This window comes from Burkholderia sp. MBR-1 (assembly GCF_013822785.1).
Taxonomy (GTDB): Bacteria; Pseudomonadota; Gammaproteobacteria; order Burkholderiales; family Burkholderiaceae; genus Burkholderia; species Burkholderia vietnamiensis.
Window position 1 is genome coordinate 2252176 of the sequence record NZ_CP053609.1, and the last position, 20069, is coordinate 2272244.

Here is a 20069-nt window from a genome sequence, read left to right on the forward strand (position 1 = left end):
GTTCCCCGCCTGTCTGTTCATTGTGCAAACCGTTGCAACAGCGGCACGGTCTGGTCATAGCCGACATTGTTTGCCATCGGCGTGATGGGGGCAGTCGCGGCGCGGCGCGACACCACCGGCGGCGTCGCAACCGCGCGCTGCTGCGCGCGTGCGGCAGCTGCGATTTTCGCCGCATCGCTGCTGATGTCCTTGCGGATCCCGGCCGGCATACGCTGCTGATTCATCAGCCGTTGCGCGTCCTGCGTGCGGCCGGCGGCAAGCAGATACAACGCGAGGTTGCTGACGATCTTCGGATTGCGCTGATCGAGTTCCGCCGCCTTCATCAATGGGACCCGCGCGCCGACCACGTCCCCGTTGCGCAATTTCGCGTATGCGAGATCGGACAACAACGACGCGTCGGTCGGCGCCAGGTCGGCAGCCTGCGTGAGCGCCTCTACCGCGCGACCGAAATCTCCGGCCGCTCCGGCGATCAGCCCGAGGCCCCGATAACCGCGGGCGGCCAGCGGCGTCTTCAACAATTGCGCGTATGCCGCCGCGCTGGCAGCCGGCTGGTCGGTCATGCGCAACGCATCTGCGCGCAGCAGAATCGTGTCCGGCGATACGCCGTAGGTCTTGTCGTACGCGTCGATATGCGCGAGCGACGCGTAATACAGACCTTGTGTCTGCATCCGCTGGATCAGGCCGAGATACATGCCCGGCGTATCGGGCACCGCTTGCTTCTGGTCCGCGGCCTGGATCAACGCCGCACGTTCGGTCTGCGCGCCGACACCGTACCCGCTCTCCTTGGTCGCGCACGCAACGAGCATCAACGCCATCGTCGCCATGCCGGCCTGCTTTGCCATCCTGCCGATCCGCTTCATCGTCCTTCCTTTCGTCCGTCAATGATGCACGGCCAGCGCGCGCATCACGGCCAACAATCCCGGCCCGGCCGTCACGATCAGCAACGCAGGCAACAACGTCACCACCATCACGCCGGTCATCTTCACGGTCAACCGCCCGATGCGATCCCGCAGCATTGCGCGGCGCGTCTCGCGCAATCGATCGCCGAACTGCTTGAGCGGCTCCTGCACCGCACCGCCATGCTTGTCGACCTGCACCATCAGCCGCGCGATCGCGCGCAGGTCCTCGTTGTCGAATCCGCTCGACAACCGCTGCATCGACTGGTCGCGCGTGCGGCCGGCAGCAAACTGGCGCTGCGCGATCCCCACTTCCGACGACAGCACCGGCATCATCCCGCGGAAATCGTTCGTGACCACCTGCAGGCTCTGGTCCAGTGACAACCCGACGCCCTGCAGTAGTCGCAACATGTCGACGAACAGCGGCAGTTCGTCGATCACGCTCTGGCGTCGCGCGGCCGCACGACGCTGTACGTAGAGTTTCGGCAGCATGAAACCGACGGAAAAAGCGGCAAACATGCCGATCGTCCAGTACCCGCCTTTCATTCTGCCGCTCGCCAGTATTGCGAACAGCAGCGGCACCGTGATCCCGCAAACGAGCCGCGCGCTCAGGAACAACCCGCGTGTGCGCGCGTCGACATACCCGCATTGCTCGAGCAACCGACGGTCCTCTTCGGCGACGATGTGCTTGCCGAAACCGGTATCGAGCAAGCGCATTCCTGCCGCCGCCAAGCGCGACAACATGCGCTCGATACGCTCGCGGCCGCGTGCTACCTGTTGCGTGCCCGCGCCGTCGTCCGGCGCGGTGCGCGTCCTCGCGGCCTCCAACGCCGCCATGCGCCGCTCGAGCGCATCTGCAAGCGCACGCTCCGCGCGTGAGGCCGCACTCGCACGCAGCAATGCCGCCATGCCGAGCAACAGCACGCCGAGTGCGCCAAGCGCGAGCGCTATTGATCCGATTTGAGCTGCCGTCATCGCGTCACCTGAGCCTAGCCATTCGGTACAACCACAGACTGCCGGCCACCTGCGCCAGAAATGCGAGCATCAGAAGCGTGCGACCGCTCGGATCGTTCCACATGCCCTCCAGGTATCTCGGATTGGTCATCACGACAAAGCTGCCGATCGCGATGGGCAACATCACCAGCACGAACGCCGACAACCGCGTCTCCGCCGACATCGCCGTCAGCTCGCGCTCCGCCTGCTCGAGATCGCGCATGAACACGGCCATCCGCTCGAGCATCACGTCCGCGCGTCCGCCGTATTTCACCGACAGCCGCAGCACCGAACCGAGCAGCTCGAATTCCTTCGTGCGGTACACCTTCGCGACATGCAGCATCGCGCGATCGATCTCGACGCCCGAGCGCAGCATCCTCGACACGTGATCGAGACAGCCGCGCAGCGGTTCCTCGCTCGTCAGCAGCGCCGCCTGGAACGCCGCGGGCACGCTGTTGCCGAGCGTCACCAGCCGCACGATGCCGTCGAGGAACGACGGAATCTGCCGGACGATCTTCAGCCGTCGCCGCTGGATGCGCGATGCCAGCCAGACGCCGAACATCGCGCCGCCGCACACGAGCGCCGCCAGACCGGCGAGCACGCCGGCGCGATGGGTCGCGAGCCCGGCGATCGCCAGCAGCACGGCCAGCGCACCGATCGCCTTGCCGCGAGCGCCTTCGATGCCCGCGCGGTTGACGAGATTGGCGAGGTACTCGGCGGCCGACGCATACCACTGCACCCAGAAGGCCTCGGCCATCGCGCCGCGCGCGACACCGGACGGCGACGCGGTGCGCGCGCCGGCAGATGCCGCCGCCGGCTGCGCCGGCGCGCGCGCGCCCGGTTCGAGCCGGCTGTCGATGAAGCGCTTCGCGTCCGTTCGCACGCGCCGGGTTTCTGCATGTCGCCACAGCATCAATGCCGATGCCACGCACAGCATCGCGACCGCGAGCACCCAGACCATCGCGCTATACATTGAAGCCCCCGCCCCGACCGAATCCGCCACCGCCGAACCCGCCGCCGAATCCACCGCCCGCCGCGCCGCCCGACAGCGTCTGACGGAAACGCGCGAGCTTCGGCGAATGCGGATGGATGCCGAGCGACTCCCAGTGATCGACTTCCTCGCCCTCCGGCGTCACACGCGCCTCGTAGCGATACAGCTCCTGCGTCGCGATGATGTTGTCGGACAGCCCGGTCACCTCGGTGATCGACAGAATCCGGCGACGCCCGTTCGACAGCCGCCCGATCTGCACGATGAAGTCGATCGCGTTCGCGATCTGCCGCCGCAGGCTCGACTCGGTGCCCTGGAAACCGGCGAAGCCCGCAAGCATCTCGAGACGGTACAGGCACTCGCGCGGCGAACTCGCATGCACGGTGCCCATCGAGCCGTCGTGGCCGGTGTTCATCGCCTGCAGCATTTCGAGCACTTCGCCGCCGCGCACTTCGCCGACGATGATCCGGTCCGGACGCATCCGCAGCGTATTGCGCAGCAGGTCGCGAATCGTCACCACGCCGGAGCCGTCGAATCCGCCCGGCCGGCTCTCGAGCCGCACGACGTGCGGATGGTTCAGCGACAGCTCGGCCGTATCCTCGATCGTCACGACGCGCTCGGGCTCGGGAATATGAAACGCGAGCGCATTGAGCAACGACGTCTTGCCCGAGCTCGTGCCGCCCGACACGAGCACGTTGCAGCGCGCTTCGACGGCCGCCTCGAGCAGCGCGCCGATTTCTTCGTTGTACGTGCCGTTGCCGAGCAGGTCCGACGGCTTCAGCGGATCCTTGCGGAACTTCCGGATCGACACGATCGGGCCGTCGATCGACAGCGGCTCGATCACGACGTTCACGCGTCCGCCGTCCGGCAGCCGCGCATCGACCATCGGGTTCGACTCATCGAGCCGGCGGCCGATCGGCGCGAGGATGCGCCGCACGATGCGCAGCAGATGCGCGTTGTCGGTGAAGCGCACCGGCAGCTTGGCGAGCATGCCGTGACGCGACACGTACACGTCGTTGTAGCCGTTGATCAGGATGTCCTCGACGGCCGGGTCCGCGAGCAGGTCCTCGATCGGCCCGAAGCCCGCCAGCTCCTTCGTCAGCGCCTCGGCGATCGCGCGCACTTCGTTCTCGTTGAGCGGAATGCGGCGCAGGCGCACGAAGCTGTCGATCTCCAGATCGACGAACTGGTTGATCGCCTGGCGCGACCAGCGGCCGAACTCGGCGCCCAGCTCCTCGATGCGCGTGAGCAAGTGCTCGTGCGCGGCATTCTTGATGTCGTGGAATTGCTGGGTCTGGGAGAACGGCGCTGCGCCGTCGGCAAATTGGATGTCGTGTGCCATCGGTTACGACCGCTTGGACGAAGGTTGAATGAAGCGCTTGAGCGCGGACAGGCGCGGCGCGGCACGCGATGCGCCGGCCGTGCCGGAGATGCCCGGCAACCGCACGGCGAGGGATTCGAGGGCGCGCACGTACGGATCGCGCTCCGCCGCATCGACGATCAGCCGCCCCTGGTTCGCGGCATGGCCGATCGCGACGCGCCGCGCGGGCAACGTGCCCACCAGCGACAGCCCGAGACGCTCGGCGATCTGCGCGGGCATCAGGTCCAGCGCGGGGTCGTACTGGTTGACCACCAGCTTGACGCGATCGGTGTCGATCCCCGCGTCACGCAAGCCGGTGAGCAGATCGGCCGCGGACACGATCGACGCGACGCCCTGATCGCAGACGAGCCACGCTTCGTCGGCCGACGCGGCGATCTGCGTGACGAAGTCGCGATTGGAGAAGCCGCCGAGATCGACGACCTGCTGATCGAAGAACGCGCGAAACCGGTTCAGCAAGCCGACGCAAGCCGCATACGACACGTCGCGCAGGCCGCCGAGGTCGGGCGGCAGCGTGGTCAGCGCCACGCCGCTCTGGTGCCGCGTCAGCGCGGTGTTCACGAACGTGCGGTCGATGCGGCGCAGGTTCTGCACGGCGTCGATGAAATGGAACTCGCAGCGCGTGTTCAGGAACAGCGCGCCGTCCCCGGCCGGCAGTCCCAGATCGACCAGCGCGGTCTGACGGCCGGCCGGCGTGCTGCCGCCGTGTTGGTCTTTCGCGCCCGGTCCGAGCGCGTGCTTCTGCAACCACACGGCGAGATTCGCGGCGAGCGTGCTGACGCCCATGCCCGCGCGCGCGCCGAGCAACGCGACGACCTTGCCGTGGCGACTCGCCGGCTCGCCGACGTTGGACAGCAGGCCGCGCGTCGTGCGCAGCGCCTCCTCGGCAGGCGCCGACACGTCGATGAAGTCGCGCACGCCCGCGCGCAGCGCGGCGAGCGTGCTCTCCGGCTGGGCCAGCGAACCGAGCGCGACGATCGGCAAGCCCGGATGCGCGGCGCGGATCGCGGCGACGGCAATGCTCGCCGCGTCGCTGCTTGCGGAGAAGTCGACGAACACGAGCGCCGGGTTGAGGCCGGTGATGCGCTGCGCGAGCACGCCGGGCTCGAGCGATGCGGCTTCGACCGCACCGGCCGACACGAGCGTGTCGGCGAGCCAGCGCACGTGTGCTTCCTTCTGCGATGCGCAAACGAAGTAGTCCGTCACGGCGGGTTCACATAGTGATTCGATTCGTGCATTCATGTCGCACACTCCCGATTGCGCAATGCGCCGCGCGGGGACCCGGCGCGTCGTGCTTCGTGCTCATTTCGAAAACCCCGGCGCCGCGTCCGGCGACGCCGCACCGCCGAGATACGACCGCCATACCGGCCCGTCATGCTGCTCGGCCAATTCGCCGGGCGTCGCGGGCAGCACCGCGCCCTTCGCGATCGGCGCGACGAGATGCGGCGTCACGATGATCAGCAGTTCCTTGTCGTTCTGCTGGTAATTCAGGTTCTTGAAGAACGTGCCGATGATCGGCAGGTCGCCCAGCAGCGGCACCTTGCTGACGTTCGACATCGTCTGACGGTCGATCAGGCCGCCGATCACGAAGCTCTCGCCGTCGCCGAGCTCGACCGTCGTGTCGGCGCGGCGCGTCGTGATGCCCGGCACCGCGACGCCGCTGATCGTCACGCTGTTCACGAAATCGAGCTGGCTCGATTCCGGCGCGACCTTCAGCGCGATCCGGTTCGGGCTCAGCACGGTCGGCGTCAGCGACAGCCCGACGCCGTATTGCTTCCACTGGATCGCGGTCGAGCCGAGCCCCTGCGGCGACGGCACCGGAATCTCGCCGCCGGCGAGAAAGCTGGCGCTCTGGCCGGACAGCGCGACGAGCGTCGGTTCCGCGAGCACGCGCGCGAGGTTGTTCGCTTCGAGGAGCGACAGGTCGGCGAAGATGCCGTGCCCGGCCGCGTTCACGACCAGATTGAAGGCGGACGCAACGGGTGCGCCGAGCGTCGGGATATAGGCCGCCGTACCGGGACCGGACCCGCCGTTGTACGACTGCACGCCGCCCGGCGAGAACGAGCCGAACGAAAAGCCGTTGCTCTGTTTGAAGAAGTTGAAGCCGACCTGCTTGAGCACCGACCGGCTGAATTCGACGACGCGCACGTCCACTTGCACCACGTTCTTGCCGGCCAGCGTCGAACGATCGATCACCGCGCCCTTCGGGCTCATGTTCTTCGCGACGGCCACCGCGCGTTCGTGCGCATCGAGCGAGCCGGCCGTGCCGCGCAGCACCGACGTGCCGCCATAGGCCTTCACCTGCGGCGTCGACGCGTCGAGCACGGCCTGCGCGGCCGCATCGACGACTTCGACGTTCCAGACCGTCGGCTCGTCGTGGCCGCGCTCCCAGACCATCACGTTGGTGGTGCCGGGCGCCTTCGCGGTCAGCAGCACGGAGCCGGCACGGCTGCCTTTCATGATCAGCACGTCGGCGATCGCCGGATCGCCGACGGCGACCCGCTGCAGCGCGCGGCCGGCGGCGATCTGCCGCTGCGCGCCGACCGCGAGCTCGATCGTCCCGCTCGCGCTTGCCATGGATGCGAAGGTCAGGGCCCACAAAGCCATCGCGAATGCAGTCAGGGTGTTTTTCATGGATTGTTGTACCGTGGCACGGCCATTACATGTCGTCGCTGATATCGATAGGAATCGATGCTCTTCAATACGCAACCGTTTCCGAGCGGCCGCCGCGGATCACTTCGATGCTGCCGCCGCTGCCCGTCGCCCCCGCGGCGGACCGCACGGCCGGCGGAAGGTGCGACGGCAGCGGCGGGACATTGACATTGGCCGCCGCGGCATTGCGCTGGGTGCCCGACAGCTGTTGCAGCGAGACGCCGGCAGCGGCCAGCGCCGACGGCGACAGCTTGTTGTCGGTGCGTACCGCGACGGTCTGCATCGCGAGCTCGTCGTCGCGCGGGTTGCGCAGCGCGAGCGTCAGCCGGCCGGTGGCCTCGCCAAGCGTCAACGCGTCGACCTGGGCGGTCGGCACCGCGAGTACGGCGATGCGGGCGTTGCTCGGCTGGCCGTTGCTGCCGTTCGTGGTGCTGCCGCTGTCGCGCTCCGGCGTCGCGTCGCCGAACGACAGCACGCGTACCTTCGACATCAGCAGGCGCGCCTGCGTCTGGGACACCTCGCCGTCGAACATCGCGCCGCCGCCTTCGCGCTTCAGATTCAGGAACACGTCGACGAAGTTGCCGGGGCGCAGCCGGTTGCCGACGGCATTGGTCTCGTCGACGCGCACCGCGATCGCGCGCTCGCCAGGCTGGATGTCTTCGGCGAGGCCGGAAACCAGCGCGTCGGGCGTGATCGGCGCGGATGCGGGGATGTCGCGGGCGGGGACACGGCCGACCACGGTGGCGGGATCGACCACCGCTCCTGTCGGTACCGATGCAATCGCCTGCAGTTTCACCGCGTCGGCGGCGATCGGCTGGCCCGCCGGCAGCGTGCGCGTCGCGATCACGACGGGTGCGGGATTGGCGGCGACCGCCGGTTGCGCGGGCACCGAATGAGACGCACTGCGTCCGAGCATCCACGCGTAGAAGCCGAGCAGAACGGCGATCGCGATCAGCAGCCCCGCGATGATCTTCGTTACGTTATTGGCCATGTTGTCGTTTGGGGTGCCGGTATTGGGGCTGTGTCGATTATTTTGGTCAGGAACATCGTGCGTCGCGAAGCCGCCGCTTCACGACGCGGTCTTCATTGAAGCAGCGACTGCGAAATCTGGACTACTGCCGTACTGGTCAACGGCTGAGTGACAATGGTTCCGAGAAACGGCATGGTGGTCACCCACGCTCGAGGCGAATAACTCACCGTGACCGACAGGCAATACAGCGTCGCGTCGTACTTGCATGCCGGTGCCTGCACCGTGACGCTGGGCGCGCTGATATTCAGCCAGCCCACGACGGTCTGCGCGGCAGACTGCGCTTTCGACGTGCGGGTCGCGAGGTCCGGCGCGTAGTTCAGCGCCGCGCGTGCGCCTTCGCTCGCCGCGAACGTCAGGCTCTGCTGAATCACGAAAATCATGCCGAAGCAGATGATCGCGTAGCAGATCACGAAAAAAAGCGGAAAGATGATCGCGAATTCGACGGCGGTCGCCCCGCGCTGCCGCCGATATCGCGCCGGACGCCCCTGCCGCTTCATCGCACGCCTCCCGCCGTAGCGACACAGACGAGCCACAGCGCCGCGGGAATCGCGAGGCACGCCCCATAGGGCGTCGCGCGATACCGGCCCAGCGCCAGCGTTGGCGCACTGCGGCCGCGCAACGCGCGAAGCGGCGTGCGAGTCAACAACAGGACCGCAAGCGCATGCAGGCAAGCGACCAGGCTCGCCGCGATCCATAGCCACAATAGTCCGTGCACGCCGCACCACGCACCGAGCGCGGCGAACACTTTGACGTCCGCCGCGCCCATCACGCGCGCAACGAAAAATGGCAAAAGGCACGCCATCCCGACGAGCATGCCGAGTAATGCGTGCAGCGGCGCGATGCCGAACGGACTGGCGCCGCACAACGCGCTTGCGAATGCGGCAGCCACGCCGCCGAAGACGAGCGAATTCGGAATTCGTCGGTAGCGGATATCACTGGCCGCGACGAGTATCGCCCAGGCCAGAAAAACCCCGATTGAAATGAAATATGCCATCGCGCCACGACCGATCGCGGATATGGATCAGACGGCTCGCACCAGCGAGCCGTCTGACATCGCGCCTAAAAACGACGATTGGGAATACTCAGCTGCCCAATTTGCATGCGGATGCAACGGTAGCGCTCGCGCTGCCAAGCGACGAGACGCACGATCCGATCGATGTAAACATCGTGTTGAGATTGCCACCCAGCGACGACACGCCGGCGATGATGGCGACCGCGACTAGACCCGCGATCAATCCATATTCGATCGCGGTAACCCCGGTTTCTTCCTTGAGGAAGCGCTTGATGAGTGCTTTCATTTTATTCCTCGTGCCTGTATGTACGTTCTTTGGCCTGTTATACGTTGTACATCCCCGCATATCCGGCCGTTGCCCCGCGTGATTCGTTACTCCTGCCGTAACGACAAGCGGGTGCGCTTTCTTTATAGGTCACCCCGAAGGGCGCATACGACGATTTGATGCAAGTTAACATTCGCGATAGTGATCCTCCTCGAACGTCGTGTACCAGTCTGTACATTTACTTACACCCGACCGGGATTCTATATCCGATCCTATTTATGTTCCAACCTCTTTTAAGAGCCGGCCGAAAAACTTTCCGCCGCAGGACCATTTGTACGGGGTTTCGGTACGACTTACACATAGGATTTACGATAGGTTAGATGTGCACATCTAGTCCACCAGTAAAACAATTCGCGCACACGTGGCACCTGCCCCACATCCACGTTACGCCGCGCGCGTAACACCAAAGACGGGACGTTACGTTACGAAACGCGCGAAATCGTTTGCGTCAATCCGGCTTTAAACAGTTTCAACAATCTTTCAATTACCGCCAATGCCTTTTGCGACAAGGAATTGGCGCGTTTTAAGCGGTTCATCGACTTCGTCGCCATTGAAATGGCACGACAGTTGCAGAGTAATCCTCGCGTCACCCAACACAACATCAGCTTCAATGCGAGGACGAAATGGACATTCAGGTTATCCCTCATGGCACGCTCCGGACGACTATGATCGCGGCCACCGTGGCAGCCATGCTTTCCCTTTCCGCGTGCGGCGGTTCCGGTTCGATCAGCAAGGGCATCAGCGGCGGGTCGAGCTCGGGCGGCGGCGATTCGATCTCCACCTCGGGCGGCGGCACCTCGGGCGGCACGTCGGGTTCGACCAGCGGCAGCACGTCGGGTAGCACCAGCGGCTCGACGAGCGGTTCGACCAGTGGCTCCACCAGCGGCTCCACGAGTGGAACGACCAGCGGCACGTCGAGCGGAACGAGCGGAACGTCGGGTGTGTCGTCGAACCCGGTGGGAACTGTCCTCGCAAGCAGCGGCAATATCGTCACCGGAGTCGGTTCGACGGTATCGGGTCTCGGCACCGTGATCGCCGGTCAGTCGCTGCCCGGTGTGAACCCCGGCACGACGCAGGCGGCCGGCGGCATCGTGCAGAGCGTCGGCGGCGCGGTCACGGCACTCGGCAACGGCCTCGGCAGCGGGCTCGGCCAGCTCGGCGCAACCGCCAACCCGGTGGGTGTCACCGTCGCCAGCACGGGCAACGTGGTCAACCAGCTCGGCGGCGCAGTGACGCAGACGGGCAACCTGGTCACCAGCCTCGGCAGCGGCCCGCTGGCGCCGCTCGCACCGGTCACCGGCGCCGTCGGCGGCCTCGTGACGACGGTCGGCAACGCGGTCTCGGGCGGCGGCGCGACGCTGTCGAACGTGCTGTCGACCGGGCCGGTCCAGCAGCTCACGCAAACGGTCAGTTCTGCCATCACTCCGATCACGACGATGGTCGGTCAGACGACGCAGACGATCGGCACGGCGACCGGGCTCGGCGCGCCTGTCAACACGCTGCTCGGCACGATCGGCAACGGCCTGAACCAGGGCGGCGCGCTGATCGCATCGACGGGCGGCAATCCGATCACGACCGGCCTCGGCAACACCGTGTCGTCGGCGGGCAATACCGTGAAGTCCGTGGGCGGCCTGCTGGCCGGCAGCTCCGGCGGCGCGACCAATCCGCTCGCGCCGCTCACGGGCCTCGTCTCGACCGTCACCGGCACGCTCGGCGGTGCAACGGGCGGCGGCAGCGGCCCGCTCGCGCCGGTCACCGGCCTCGTCTCCACCGTCACCGGCGCACTCGGCGGCGCTGCGGGCGGCGGCAGCGGCCCGCTCGCGCCGGTCACCGGCCTCGTCTCCACCGTCACCGGCGCGCTCGGCGGCGCAACGGGCGGCAGCGGCGGCCCGCTCGCACCGGTCACCGGCCTCGTCTCCACCGTCACCGGCGCACTCGGCGGCGCTGCGGGCGGCGGCAGCGGCCCGCTCGCGCCGGTCACCGGTCTCGTCTCCACCGTCACCGGTGCGCTCGGCGGCGCTGCGGGCGGCGGCAGCGGCCCGCTCGCGCCGGTCACCGGCCTCGTCTCCACCGTCACCGGCGCACTCGGCGGCGCGACGGGCGGTGCTGCCGGCAGCGGCCCGCTGGCCCCGGTGACGGGCGCGCTGTCCACGGTCACCAGCGCAGCCGGCGCGCCCGCACTGAGCGGCGCCACGGGCACCGTCACGAACGCGGGCTCGGGTTCGAACCTGCTCGCGCCCGTCACGTCGCTGATCGGCGGCCTGCTCGGCGGCACGCACGGCAAGTAATCCGGCATCCATTCATCGACAAGACAGCGAGGAGTCCAATCATGTCCCAACAACGTTCCTTCACGACGGCCGCCCTGCGCCCGTGGCGCGCTCCCCTCACCGCGTTCGCGGCAGCGTGCGTGCTCGCCGCTTGCGGCGGCGGCGGCGTCAGCTCGCCGCCGACGAGCAGCACCAGCGGCACGAGCGGTACCAGCGGCACCGGCAGCAGCGGGACGAGCGGCACCAGCGGCACGACGACGGGCACCAAGGGCGTGGTCAGCACGGTCGGCCAGACCGCGACGGATCTCGGCAGCACGGTCGGCAACGTCAGCCTGCCGGGCCTCGGCGACGGCGTGACGAAGGGCGTCGGCAGCACGCTGTCGAGCACCGGCACGATCATCGGCGCCGCCGCCGACGCGTTGAGCAACGGCCTCGGACAGACCGGCACGACGAGCAATCCGGTCGGCACGACCGTCGCGGGCCTCGGCAACGTGGTCGGCGCGACGAGCAATACCGTGTCCGGCCTGAGCTCGACCGTCAAGGCGCTCGGCACCGGCCCGCTCGCGCCGCTCGCACCGGTCACGTCGCCGGTCGGCACGGTACTCGACACGGTCGCCAACGGCCTGTCCGCGGCCGGCACGACGATCGGCTCGACGCTGTCGTCGGGCGCCGTGCAGCAGGTCACGCAGCCGCTCAGCTCGGCGATCACGCCGCTCGTCATCACGGCCGGCCAGGTCACGCAACAGGTCGGCACGACGACGGGCCTCGGTCAACCGGTGTCGGGCCTGCTCGGCCAGATCGGCGGCGCGATCAGCTCGGCCGGCACGCAGGTCGCGGGCACGTCGAAGCAGCCGCTCGTCGGCGACGTCGGCCAGCTCGTCACCGCGGTGGGCAATACCGTGACCAACGCGGGCGGTCTCGTGAACCCGAACGGCCCGAACGGTGCGGCACCGATCCCCGGCCTGATCACGAGCCTCGTCGGCGGCTCGACGGCAACGGTCCAGAGCGGCTCGTCGTCGGGTTCGGGTGCAACGAACCCGCTCGGCGGCCTGCTGTCCGGTCTCGGCTCGACGCCGCTCGGTTCGCTCACCGGCGCGGTCGGCGGCGCGACGGGCGGCTCGGGCAGCAGCCCGCTCGCACCGCTCACCAATCTCGTGTCGACGGTCACGGGCACGCTCGGCGGAGCAACGGGCGGCGCAAGCGGGGCAAACCCGCTCGCGCCGGTCACGGGCTTGCTGAATACTGTCACCGGCGCGGTCGGCGGCGCAACGGGATCGGGGGGATCGTCGAGTCCGCTCGCGCCGGTCACGTCGCTCGTCGGCGGCGTGTCGGGCTCGGCGTCGTCGGGCAGCTCGACCGGCCTGCTCGCGCCGGTAACGGGCCTGCTCGGCACGCTGGGCAGCGTCGGCAAGTAAGGAGGACGGCCGCGCCCGTGCAGCCGGTGCACGACGCGCGGCCGTACCAACACGACCGGCAACGCGGCACGCGGCGCGCGACATTCCGGTGTCGCGCGCACGCAAACAAAGAAGATGAAAAGCAAGGCCTACGAGGAAGAACAATGAAATCCAGACTCGACAGTTGGATGCTGCTGCTCGCCATCGCAGCGGCCGGCGGCGCACACGCGCAGACGCGCGCGGCAGGCAACCCGCTCGACTCCCTTCCGCAGATCAACACACCGAAACAAGGTCCGAACGTCACCGTGCAGGTCGCGCCGCAGGCGCCGCAACTCCAGGAGCTGCTGTCGCGACATCTGACGCCTTCCACGTTCCAGGTCGAGGGCGTGAAGTCGGTGCCGTTCGACGAAATCTCGCGACGCTTCACGCCGCTCGTCGGCAAGGACATCACGATCGGCCAGCTGATCGAGACCGCCAACGGCGTGACCAAGCTGTACCAGGAGCGCGGCTACGCGCTGTCGTTCGCGTTCGTTCCCGCGCAGACGTTCGAGAACGGCGTCGTGCGCATCACCGTCGTCGAAGGCTATGTATCCGACGTGAAGGTAACCGGCAAGCCCGGCGCGATGGAGTCGAAGATTCGCGCGATTGCCGCGCACATCACGGCCGACCGACCGCTGCGCCGCGCGACCTTCGAACGCTACGTGAACACGTTCGGCCTCCTGCCCGGCGTATCGGTGAAGGCCAACGTGCCGCCCCCGCAGACGACCGACGGCGCAACGACGCTCGAGCTCGCCGTCGATCGCAAGGCCTTCAACGTCAGCACCGGGATCGATTTCAATCACCCGGGCGTCCAGGGGCTCATCACGGCGACGGAGAACGGTCTCACGTCGTTCGGCGAGCAGCTGAGCATTTCGGCGCTGGTGCCGCCCGGACGCGACAAGCAGACCTACGTCGCGTTCAGCGGCGCGGTGCCGGTCGGCAGCAGCGGCCTCGTCACGCGGCTGGATGCCAGCACCTACCGCGGCAAGCCGACCGACAACCCCGGCCTGCCGTCCACCGTCGAGCGCACCGTGAAGAACGAGAAGCTCGGTCTTTCGGCTTCCTATCCACTGCTGCTGAACAACCAGCGCAGCCTGCTCGGCACGGTGTCGGGCTACGCGTCGCACAACGAAGACCGCTACCAGAACACGATCACCGGCAACAGCATCGACACGCGCTCGCAAGTGCGCGTGCTGCAGATGCAGCTCGACTACACGAGCGTGTCCGCGAAACAGGTGCAGAAGCTGAGCGTCAACGTCGCGAAGGGCTTCAATATCCTCGGTGCGTCGAAGTCGCAGAACACGACGATCGGCGGGAACACGACATCGGCCGACAGCCCGATCTCGCTCACGTTCGTGCGCACCGGCGCGACCTTCACGCAGACCAACGAATGGCCGTTCAAGATCGGCACGTCGGTGTCGCTGACGGGCCAGTACAGCCCCGATTCGCTGCCGACGTCGGAACAGATCTCGTTCGGCTCGACGCGCTATGCGCTCGGCTACCAGCCCGGCGAAACGTCGGGCGACTCGGGCTGGGGAGCGTCGCTGGAGGTCAATCGCGCGTTCACGCCGGGCTGGACCTACATGAAGTCGATCACGCCGTACATCGCGTACGACATGGCGCGCGTGTACCTGCACACCGGCACGCCGTCGCCGAGCCGGCTGTCGTCGGTCGGCATCGGCGTGCGCTTCACGGACAACCGCTATTACAGTCTCGACCTGAACATCGCGAAGCCCGTCGGCGATGCGCCGGTCGAAAGCGCATCGCGCAGCCCGCGCGTGAACGCGGCGTTTTCGTATCAGCTCAATTGATTGCGCAGCGCACGGCCCGCATGTGGCGGGCCGTTTAGATTAGAGTGCCGTCTATCAAACGCGGCACGCTGTTTCACGTATTCTGACGTGGCTCGCAACATGCCACCGCCCTATGCAGGCGGTCGTGCGAGCGAATCGAACACGACACGAAACAAGGAGGAAGACAATGGTTCAACTGACCCGCCCGTTGCGCGCACTGGCCGTCGCCGGCGCACTGCTCGCTTGCGCTGCCCCCACCTTCGCTCAGGCCGACAGCCCCGTCGGCATGTGGCAGACGATCGACGACAGCACGCACGCGCCGAAGGCCCTCGTGCAGATCGCCGAAGATGGCGACGGCTCGCTGTCGGGCAAGGTCGTCAAGGGCCTCGGCGCGAACGACACGCCCGATCGCCGCTGCACCGCATGCACGGACGAACGCAAGGATCAGCTCATCAAGGGCATGACGATCATCAAGGCGATGAAGAAGGACGGCGACCACTGGGACGGCGGCAACATCCTCGATCCGGAAAACGGCAAGGTCTACAAGTGCAAGATGTCGCTGGAAGACGGCGGCCAGAAGCTGGTCGTGCGCGGCTACATCGGCGTATCGCTGCTCGGCCGCTCGCAGACCTGGGTGCGCGCGCAGTAATGCAGCGCGCGTCGATGCGCGCGATGCAATGAAAAATCGGCCTGCGACAACGTCGTCAGGCCGATTTTTTATGCGCGCACGATAGTGAAATCGCACGACGTCACGTCGCGAGCTCCATCGTGTCGGCGGCTGCACGCTTGCCATGTGCAACGTAGGCCGGCACGGCGGCATCGGGCACCGCTACCGCATCCGGTTGGCAGTGCTTGCGCATCCGCGCGGACAGCGCATTGCACAGGTTCACGCCCGCCTCGCCGTACAGCACGCTCATCACCTGCATCAACGTGCCCGTGTCGTGCCAGGCCTTGAAGCGGCGATGGCAGGTCTGATACGAAGGGTAGCGACGCGGCATCGCGGACCATGTCGCGCCGCTGTAGATCACCCACAGCACGCCGTTCAGCACGGCGCGTGTGTTGGCCAGTGGCCGACCGCGCAATTCGGTGCGCGGCTTCATTTCAGGCAGAAGCGGCACGATGGAGCGCCACTCCTGGTCGGTCAGATCGCGATACGGTGTCATGGACATCTCCAGCCTCAGGAACCATGACACACGATATCGCCCGACCTTTTCGGCGACTATAAGACAAATCCGAAAATACCGTCAAATTGAGGCAATTTGACCGGAATTGACGATTGAAGCGCATGACTTGCGGCAGCCGCGCTCAGGTCAGCGAAGTATCGACGATGCGACGCGGCGCTTCGAGGTACTCCTTCGATTGCATTTCGACGATCCGCGATACCGTGCGGGCGAACTCGTTCGCCATCGGCCCTTCGACGTACAACTGCTCGGCCGGCACCGCGGCCGACATCAGCAGCTTGACCTTGTGGTCGTACAGCACGTCGATCAGCCACGTGAAGCGCCGCGCCTCGGACGCCATCCGCGGCGACATCTGCGGCACCTCGGACAACACGATCGCGTGGAAGCGGCTGGCCAGCTCGAGATAGTCGTTCTGCGAGCGCGGGCCGCCGCACAGCGTCGCGAAATCGAACCACACGACGCCGTCCGCCTTGCGCAACGCCTTCAGCTCGCGCTTCTCGATATGCAGGATCGGGCTCTCGTCGGGCACCGCGGCGAGCTTCGCGAACGCACGGCGCAGCTCGCGATCGGCGTCGGCGCCGAGCGGCGTGTGATACATCTGCACCTGCGCGAGCGTGCGCTGCCGATAGTCGACGCCCGCGTCGACGTTCAGCACGTCGAGCTTCTGCTTGATCAGCGCGATCGCCGGCAGCATGCGGTCGCGATGCAGGCCGTCGGGATAGAGATCGTCGGGATCGTAGTTGGACGTCATCACGAACTGCACGCCGTTGTCGAACAGCCGGTCGAGCAGCCGGTACAGGATCATCGCGTCGGCGATGTCCGACACGTGGAATTCGTCGAAGCAGATCAGCCGGTAGCGTTTCGCGATACGTCGCGCGAGCTCGTCGAGCGGATCGGCCTGCCCTTTCAGCTCCTCGAGCTCGCGATGGACTTCCCGCATGAATTCGTGGAAATGCAGGCGCGTCTTGCGCTGCACCGGCACCACCGCGTAGAAGCTGTCCATCAGGAAGCTCTTGCCGCGCCCGACGCCGCCCCACATGTAGACGCCGCGCGGCAGATCGGGACGATTGATCAGCTTCTTGAACGCATTCGAGCGGCGCCCCTTGTACTCGACCCATTCGTCGAAACAGCGCTGCAGACGATCGACGGCCGCGCGCTGGGCGGGATCGGACTGATAGCCGCGCGTACTCAGTTCGCGCGTGTAGTATTCGTTGACGTTCATCGGGCAAACCGGAAAAGACGAAGGCGAGCGGGAAATTCCCGCCCGCCTTCGTCATGAGACGGCTGCGCCGGCCGGGCGCCGGCCGGCGCTATACCGCGCTCAGCTGTTCAGCGAGCGCTTGTCGACCGCGAGCGCCGCTTCGCGCATCACTTCCGACATCGACGGGTGCGGATGGCAGATGCGGGCGATGTCTTCCGACGCCGCCTTGAATTCCATCGCCACCACGGCTTCCGCGATCAGGTCCGACGCATTCGCGCCGATCACGTGCACGCCGAGCAGTTCGTCGGTCTTCGCGTCCGCGATCATCTTCACGAAACCGTCCGGTGCGTTCATGCCGAGCGCACGGCCGTTGATCGAGAACGGGAACTTGCCCGACTTGATCTCGCGGCCTTCCGCCTTCAGCTGCTGCTCCGTCTTGCCGACCCATGCGATTTCCGGGTACGTGTAGATCACCCACGGAATGCAGTTGTAGTCGATGTGCGGCTTCTGGCCGTCGATCACTTCCGCGACCAGCACGCCTTCGTCTTCCGCCTTGTGCGCGAGCATCGGGCCGCGCACCACGTCGCCGATCGCATACACGTTCGGCACCGCCGTGCGGCAGTGGTCGTCCACGTCGATGAAGCCGCGCTCGTTCGCCTTCAGGCCGATTGCCTCGAGGCCGAGGTTGTCGGTGTTCGGCACACGGCCGACCGACACGATCAGGCGGTCGGCGTCGAGCGTCTGCGCGTTGCCGTCCTTGTCCGTGTAGGCGATCGACACGCCGTTCTCGGTCGTCTTCACGTCGCCGATCTTCACGCCGAGATGAATGTCGAGGCCCTGCTTCTTGAACAGCTTCGCCGCTTCCTTCGCGAGCGCTTCGTCGGCTGCGCCGAGGAACGCCGGCAGCGCTTCGAGCACCGTCACGTCGGCGCCCAGACGACGCCACACCGAGCCGAGTTCGAGGCCGATCACGCCCGCGCCGATCACGGCGAGCTTCTTCGGCACCGAGTCGAAGCGCAGCGCGCCTTCGTTGTCCGACACGATCTTGTTGTCGACCGGGATGTTCGGCAGATGACGCGCCTTCGAGCCCGTCGCGATGATCACGTTCTTCGCGGTGACGACTTCGGCTTCGCCTTCGCCGCTCACTTCGATCTGCACGCCGGCGTCCGTCTTGCCGGTGAACTTGCCATGGCCCTTGAGCCAGGTGATCTTGTTCTTCTTGAACAGGAACTCGATCCCGCTCGTCATCTTCTCGACGATCGCGTCCTTGCGGCCGAGCATCTTCGCGACGTCGATCTTCACGCCATCGACCGTGATGCCGTGGTCGGCCAGATGGTGCGACGTGTTTTCGAACTCCTCCGACGACGCGAGCAGCGCCTTCGACGGAATGCAGCCGACGTTCAGGCAGGTGCCGCCGAGCTTCAGCGCGCCGGCCGGGTTCTTCCACTTCTCGATACAGGCAACGGTCTTGCCGAGCTGCGCGGCGCGAATCGCGGCGATGTAGCCGCCGGGGCCGGCGCCGATCACGACGACGTCAAATTCCTTGGACATGTCAATCCTTTCTACTTGTACGTCCGCACGCGCGCGCGAAGGCGCGCGCGTGCGGAACGGGTCAGTGCGGTGAGACTCGGCTTACAGGTCGAGCAGCAGACGTGCCGGATCTTCGAGCGCATCCTTCATCGCGACGAGCGACAGCACGGCTTCGCGGCCGTCGATGATGCGGTGGTCGTACGACAGCGCGAGGTAGTTGATCGGACGGATCACGATCTGGCCGTTCTCGACGACCGGACGTTCCTTCGTCGCGTGCACGCCGAGGATCGCCGACTGCGGCGGGTTGATGATCGGCGTCGACAGCATCGAGCCGAACACGCCGCCGTTCGAGATCGAGAACGTACCGCCCGTCATTTCCTCGATCGACAGCTTGCCGTCCTTCGCCTTCTGGCCGAATTCGGCGATCTTCTTCTCGATCTCGGCGAGGCTCAGCTGATCCGCGTTGCGCAGGATCGGCACGACCAGGCCGCGCGGCGAACCGACCGCGATACCGATGTCGAAGTAGCCGTGGTAGACGATGTCGTTACCGTCGATCGACGCGTTCACCAGCGGGAACTTCTTCAGCGCGTGCACGGCCGCCTTCACGAAGAACGACATGAAGCCGAGCTTCACGCCATGTTCCTTCTCGAACTTGTCCTTGTACTTCGCGCGCAGGTCCATGACCGGCTGCATGTTGACTTCGTTGAACGTCGTCAGGATCGCGTTCGTTTGCTGCGACTCGAGCAGACGCTCGGCGATACGCGCGCGCAGGCGCGACATCGGCACGCGCTGTTCCGGACGGTCGTTCAGCCAGGTCGTGGCCGATGCCGGGACCTTCACTTCCGGCAGCGACGGCTTCGCAGCGGCGGTCTTCGCCGGTGCGGCGGCCGGTGCAGCCTTCGGTGCGCTGCCTGCGGCGAGCGCGTCGCCCTTCGTGACGCGGCCGTCGCGGCCCGAGCCTGCGACGTCGCCCGTCGACAGACCCTTCTCGGCCAGCAGCTTCGCTGCGGCCGGCGATGCGGCGGCCGAGCTCGATGCCGTTGCGGCAGCCGGCTGTGCGGCCGGTGCTGCTGCGGCCGGCGCTGCCGCCGGCTGCACTTCCGCGGCGCCCGCTGCGGCTTGCGCAGCACCTGCCTTCGCTTCGGTGTCGATCGTCGCGATCACTTGATCGGCGACCACGGTGTCACCGTCGTTCTGCAGCACTTGCGCGAGCACGCCCGCGGCCGGTGCCGGCACTTCGAGCACGACCTTGTCGGTCTCGAGTTCGATCAGGATTTCGTCCTGCGCGACTGCTTCGCCCGGCTTCTTCTTCCACTGCAGCATGGTGGCTTCCGAAACCGACTCCGAAAGCTGGGGGACTTTGACTTCTACGATAGCCATGTGATTTTCCTGG

Annotated in this window: 19 protein-coding genes; 4 read left to right on the top strand and 15 right to left on the bottom strand. The window is 66.7% G+C overall.

The annotated features are described in order from the left end of the window. Positions 1-17 precede the first annotated feature (17 nt). The 11 genes from MBR110_RS10365 to MBR110_RS10415 form a co-directional block, all read right to left on the bottom strand. Entirely contained in the window at positions 18-860 is an 843-nt protein-coding gene (locus MBR110_RS10365) for a tetratricopeptide repeat protein (protein WP_059463903.1), read from the bottom strand. An 18-nt stretch (positions 861-878) separates the two neighbouring features. After that, positions 879-1871 (bottom strand): type II secretion system F family protein, encoded by a 993-nt coding sequence (locus MBR110_RS10370; protein WP_011884625.1) that lies wholly within the window; start codon positions 1869-1871, stop codon positions 879-881. 4 nt (positions 1872-1875) lie between these two features. Next, positions 1876-2862, bottom strand: a complete 987-nt coding sequence (locus MBR110_RS10375) for a type II secretion system F family protein (protein ID WP_046422288.1) — start codon at positions 2860-2862, stop codon at positions 1876-1878. Beyond that, positions 2855-4219, bottom strand: a complete 1365-nt coding sequence (locus tag MBR110_RS10380; protein ID WP_034195570.1) for a CpaF family protein — start codon at positions 4217-4219, stop codon at positions 2855-2857. Before MBR110_RS10380 ends, MBR110_RS10375 begins: the two co-directional genes overlap by 8 nt. A gap of 3 nt (positions 4220-4222) precedes the next feature. Next, complete coding sequence (locus MBR110_RS10385) at positions 4223-5497, bottom strand: fimbrial protein (protein ID WP_011884619.1); 1275 nt, start codon at positions 5495-5497, stop codon at positions 4223-4225. Positions 5498-5557: 60 nt separating this feature from the next. After that, on the bottom strand, positions 5558-6889 hold the full coding sequence (locus MBR110_RS10390; RefSeq protein WP_011884617.1) for a type II and III secretion system protein family protein: 1332 nt from the start codon (positions 6887-6889) through the stop codon (positions 5558-5560). A gap of 64 nt (positions 6890-6953) precedes the next feature. Beyond that, positions 6954-7898, bottom strand: a complete 945-nt coding sequence (cpaB, locus tag MBR110_RS10395) for a Flp pilus assembly protein CpaB (RefSeq protein WP_014722943.1) — start codon at positions 7896-7898, stop codon at positions 6954-6956. A gap of 92 nt (positions 7899-7990) precedes the next feature. Beyond that, positions 7991-8434, bottom strand: a complete 444-nt coding sequence (locus MBR110_RS10400) for a TadE/TadG family type IV pilus assembly protein (RefSeq protein ID WP_011884614.1) — start codon at positions 8432-8434, stop codon at positions 7991-7993. Continuing rightward, a complete protein-coding gene (locus tag MBR110_RS10405) occupies positions 8431-8931 on the bottom strand; it encodes an A24 family peptidase (RefSeq protein ID WP_011884613.1) in 501 nt (166 codons plus the stop codon). Before MBR110_RS10405 ends, MBR110_RS10400 begins: the two co-directional genes overlap by 4 nt. Before the next feature lie 88 nt (positions 8932-9019). Further along, a complete protein-coding gene (locus tag MBR110_RS10410; protein WP_043291014.1) occupies positions 9020-9235 on the bottom strand; it encodes a Flp family type IVb pilin in 216 nt (71 codons plus the stop codon). A 461-nt stretch (positions 9236-9696) separates the two neighbouring features. Further along, a complete protein-coding gene (locus MBR110_RS10415) occupies positions 9697-9921 on the bottom strand; it encodes a hypothetical protein (protein WP_164715974.1) in 225 nt (74 codons plus the stop codon). On the opposite strand from MBR110_RS10415, the gene MBR110_RS10420 reads away from it, so the two are divergent. From MBR110_RS10420 to MBR110_RS10435, 4 genes are all read left to right on the top strand, one after another. Further along, entirely contained in the window at positions 9898-11562 is a 1665-nt protein-coding gene (locus tag MBR110_RS10420; protein ID WP_059568635.1) for a collagen-like triple helix repeat-containing protein, read from the top strand. The genes MBR110_RS10415 and MBR110_RS10420 overlap by 24 nt on opposite strands. Before the next feature lie 41 nt (positions 11563-11603). Beyond that, positions 11604-12956 (top strand): collagen-like triple helix repeat-containing protein, encoded by a 1353-nt coding sequence (locus MBR110_RS10425; RefSeq protein ID WP_059568636.1) that lies wholly within the window; start codon positions 11604-11606, stop codon positions 12954-12956. A gap of 143 nt (positions 12957-13099) precedes the next feature. Further along, the gene (locus tag MBR110_RS10430) at positions 13100-14785 is read left to right on the top strand and encodes a ShlB/FhaC/HecB family hemolysin secretion/activation protein (RefSeq protein WP_011884609.1); all 1686 of its coding nucleotides are present in this window, start codon (positions 13100-13102) and stop codon (positions 14783-14785) included. Between the two features lie 166 nt (positions 14786-14951). After that, positions 14952-15413 carry a DUF2147 domain-containing protein gene (locus tag MBR110_RS10435; protein WP_011884608.1) on the top strand — a complete coding sequence of 154 codons (462 nt, stop codon included), beginning with the start codon at positions 14952-14954 and terminating at the stop codon, positions 15411-15413. 100 nt (positions 15414-15513) lie between these two features. On the opposite strand, the gene MBR110_RS10440 is transcribed toward MBR110_RS10435, so the two are convergent. The 4 genes from MBR110_RS10440 to odhB form a co-directional block, all read right to left on the bottom strand. Next, the gene (locus tag MBR110_RS10440; RefSeq protein ID WP_014722934.1) at positions 15514-15927 is read right to left on the bottom strand and encodes a transposase; all 414 of its coding nucleotides are present in this window, start codon (positions 15925-15927) and stop codon (positions 15514-15516) included. 142 nt (positions 15928-16069) lie between these two features. Beyond that, entirely contained in the window at positions 16070-17167 is a 1098-nt protein-coding gene (gene zapE, locus MBR110_RS10445; protein WP_011884606.1) for a cell division protein ZapE, read from the bottom strand. A gap of 99 nt (positions 17168-17266) precedes the next feature. Then, a complete protein-coding gene (lpdA, locus tag MBR110_RS10450) occupies positions 17267-18697 on the bottom strand; it encodes a dihydrolipoyl dehydrogenase (protein ID WP_011884605.1) in 1431 nt (476 codons plus the stop codon). 81 nt (positions 18698-18778) lie between these two features. After that, entirely contained in the window at positions 18779-20056 is a 1278-nt protein-coding gene (odhB, locus tag MBR110_RS10455; protein ID WP_011884604.1) for a 2-oxoglutarate dehydrogenase complex dihydrolipoyllysine-residue succinyltransferase, read from the bottom strand. Positions 20057-20069: the final 13 nt, after the last annotated feature.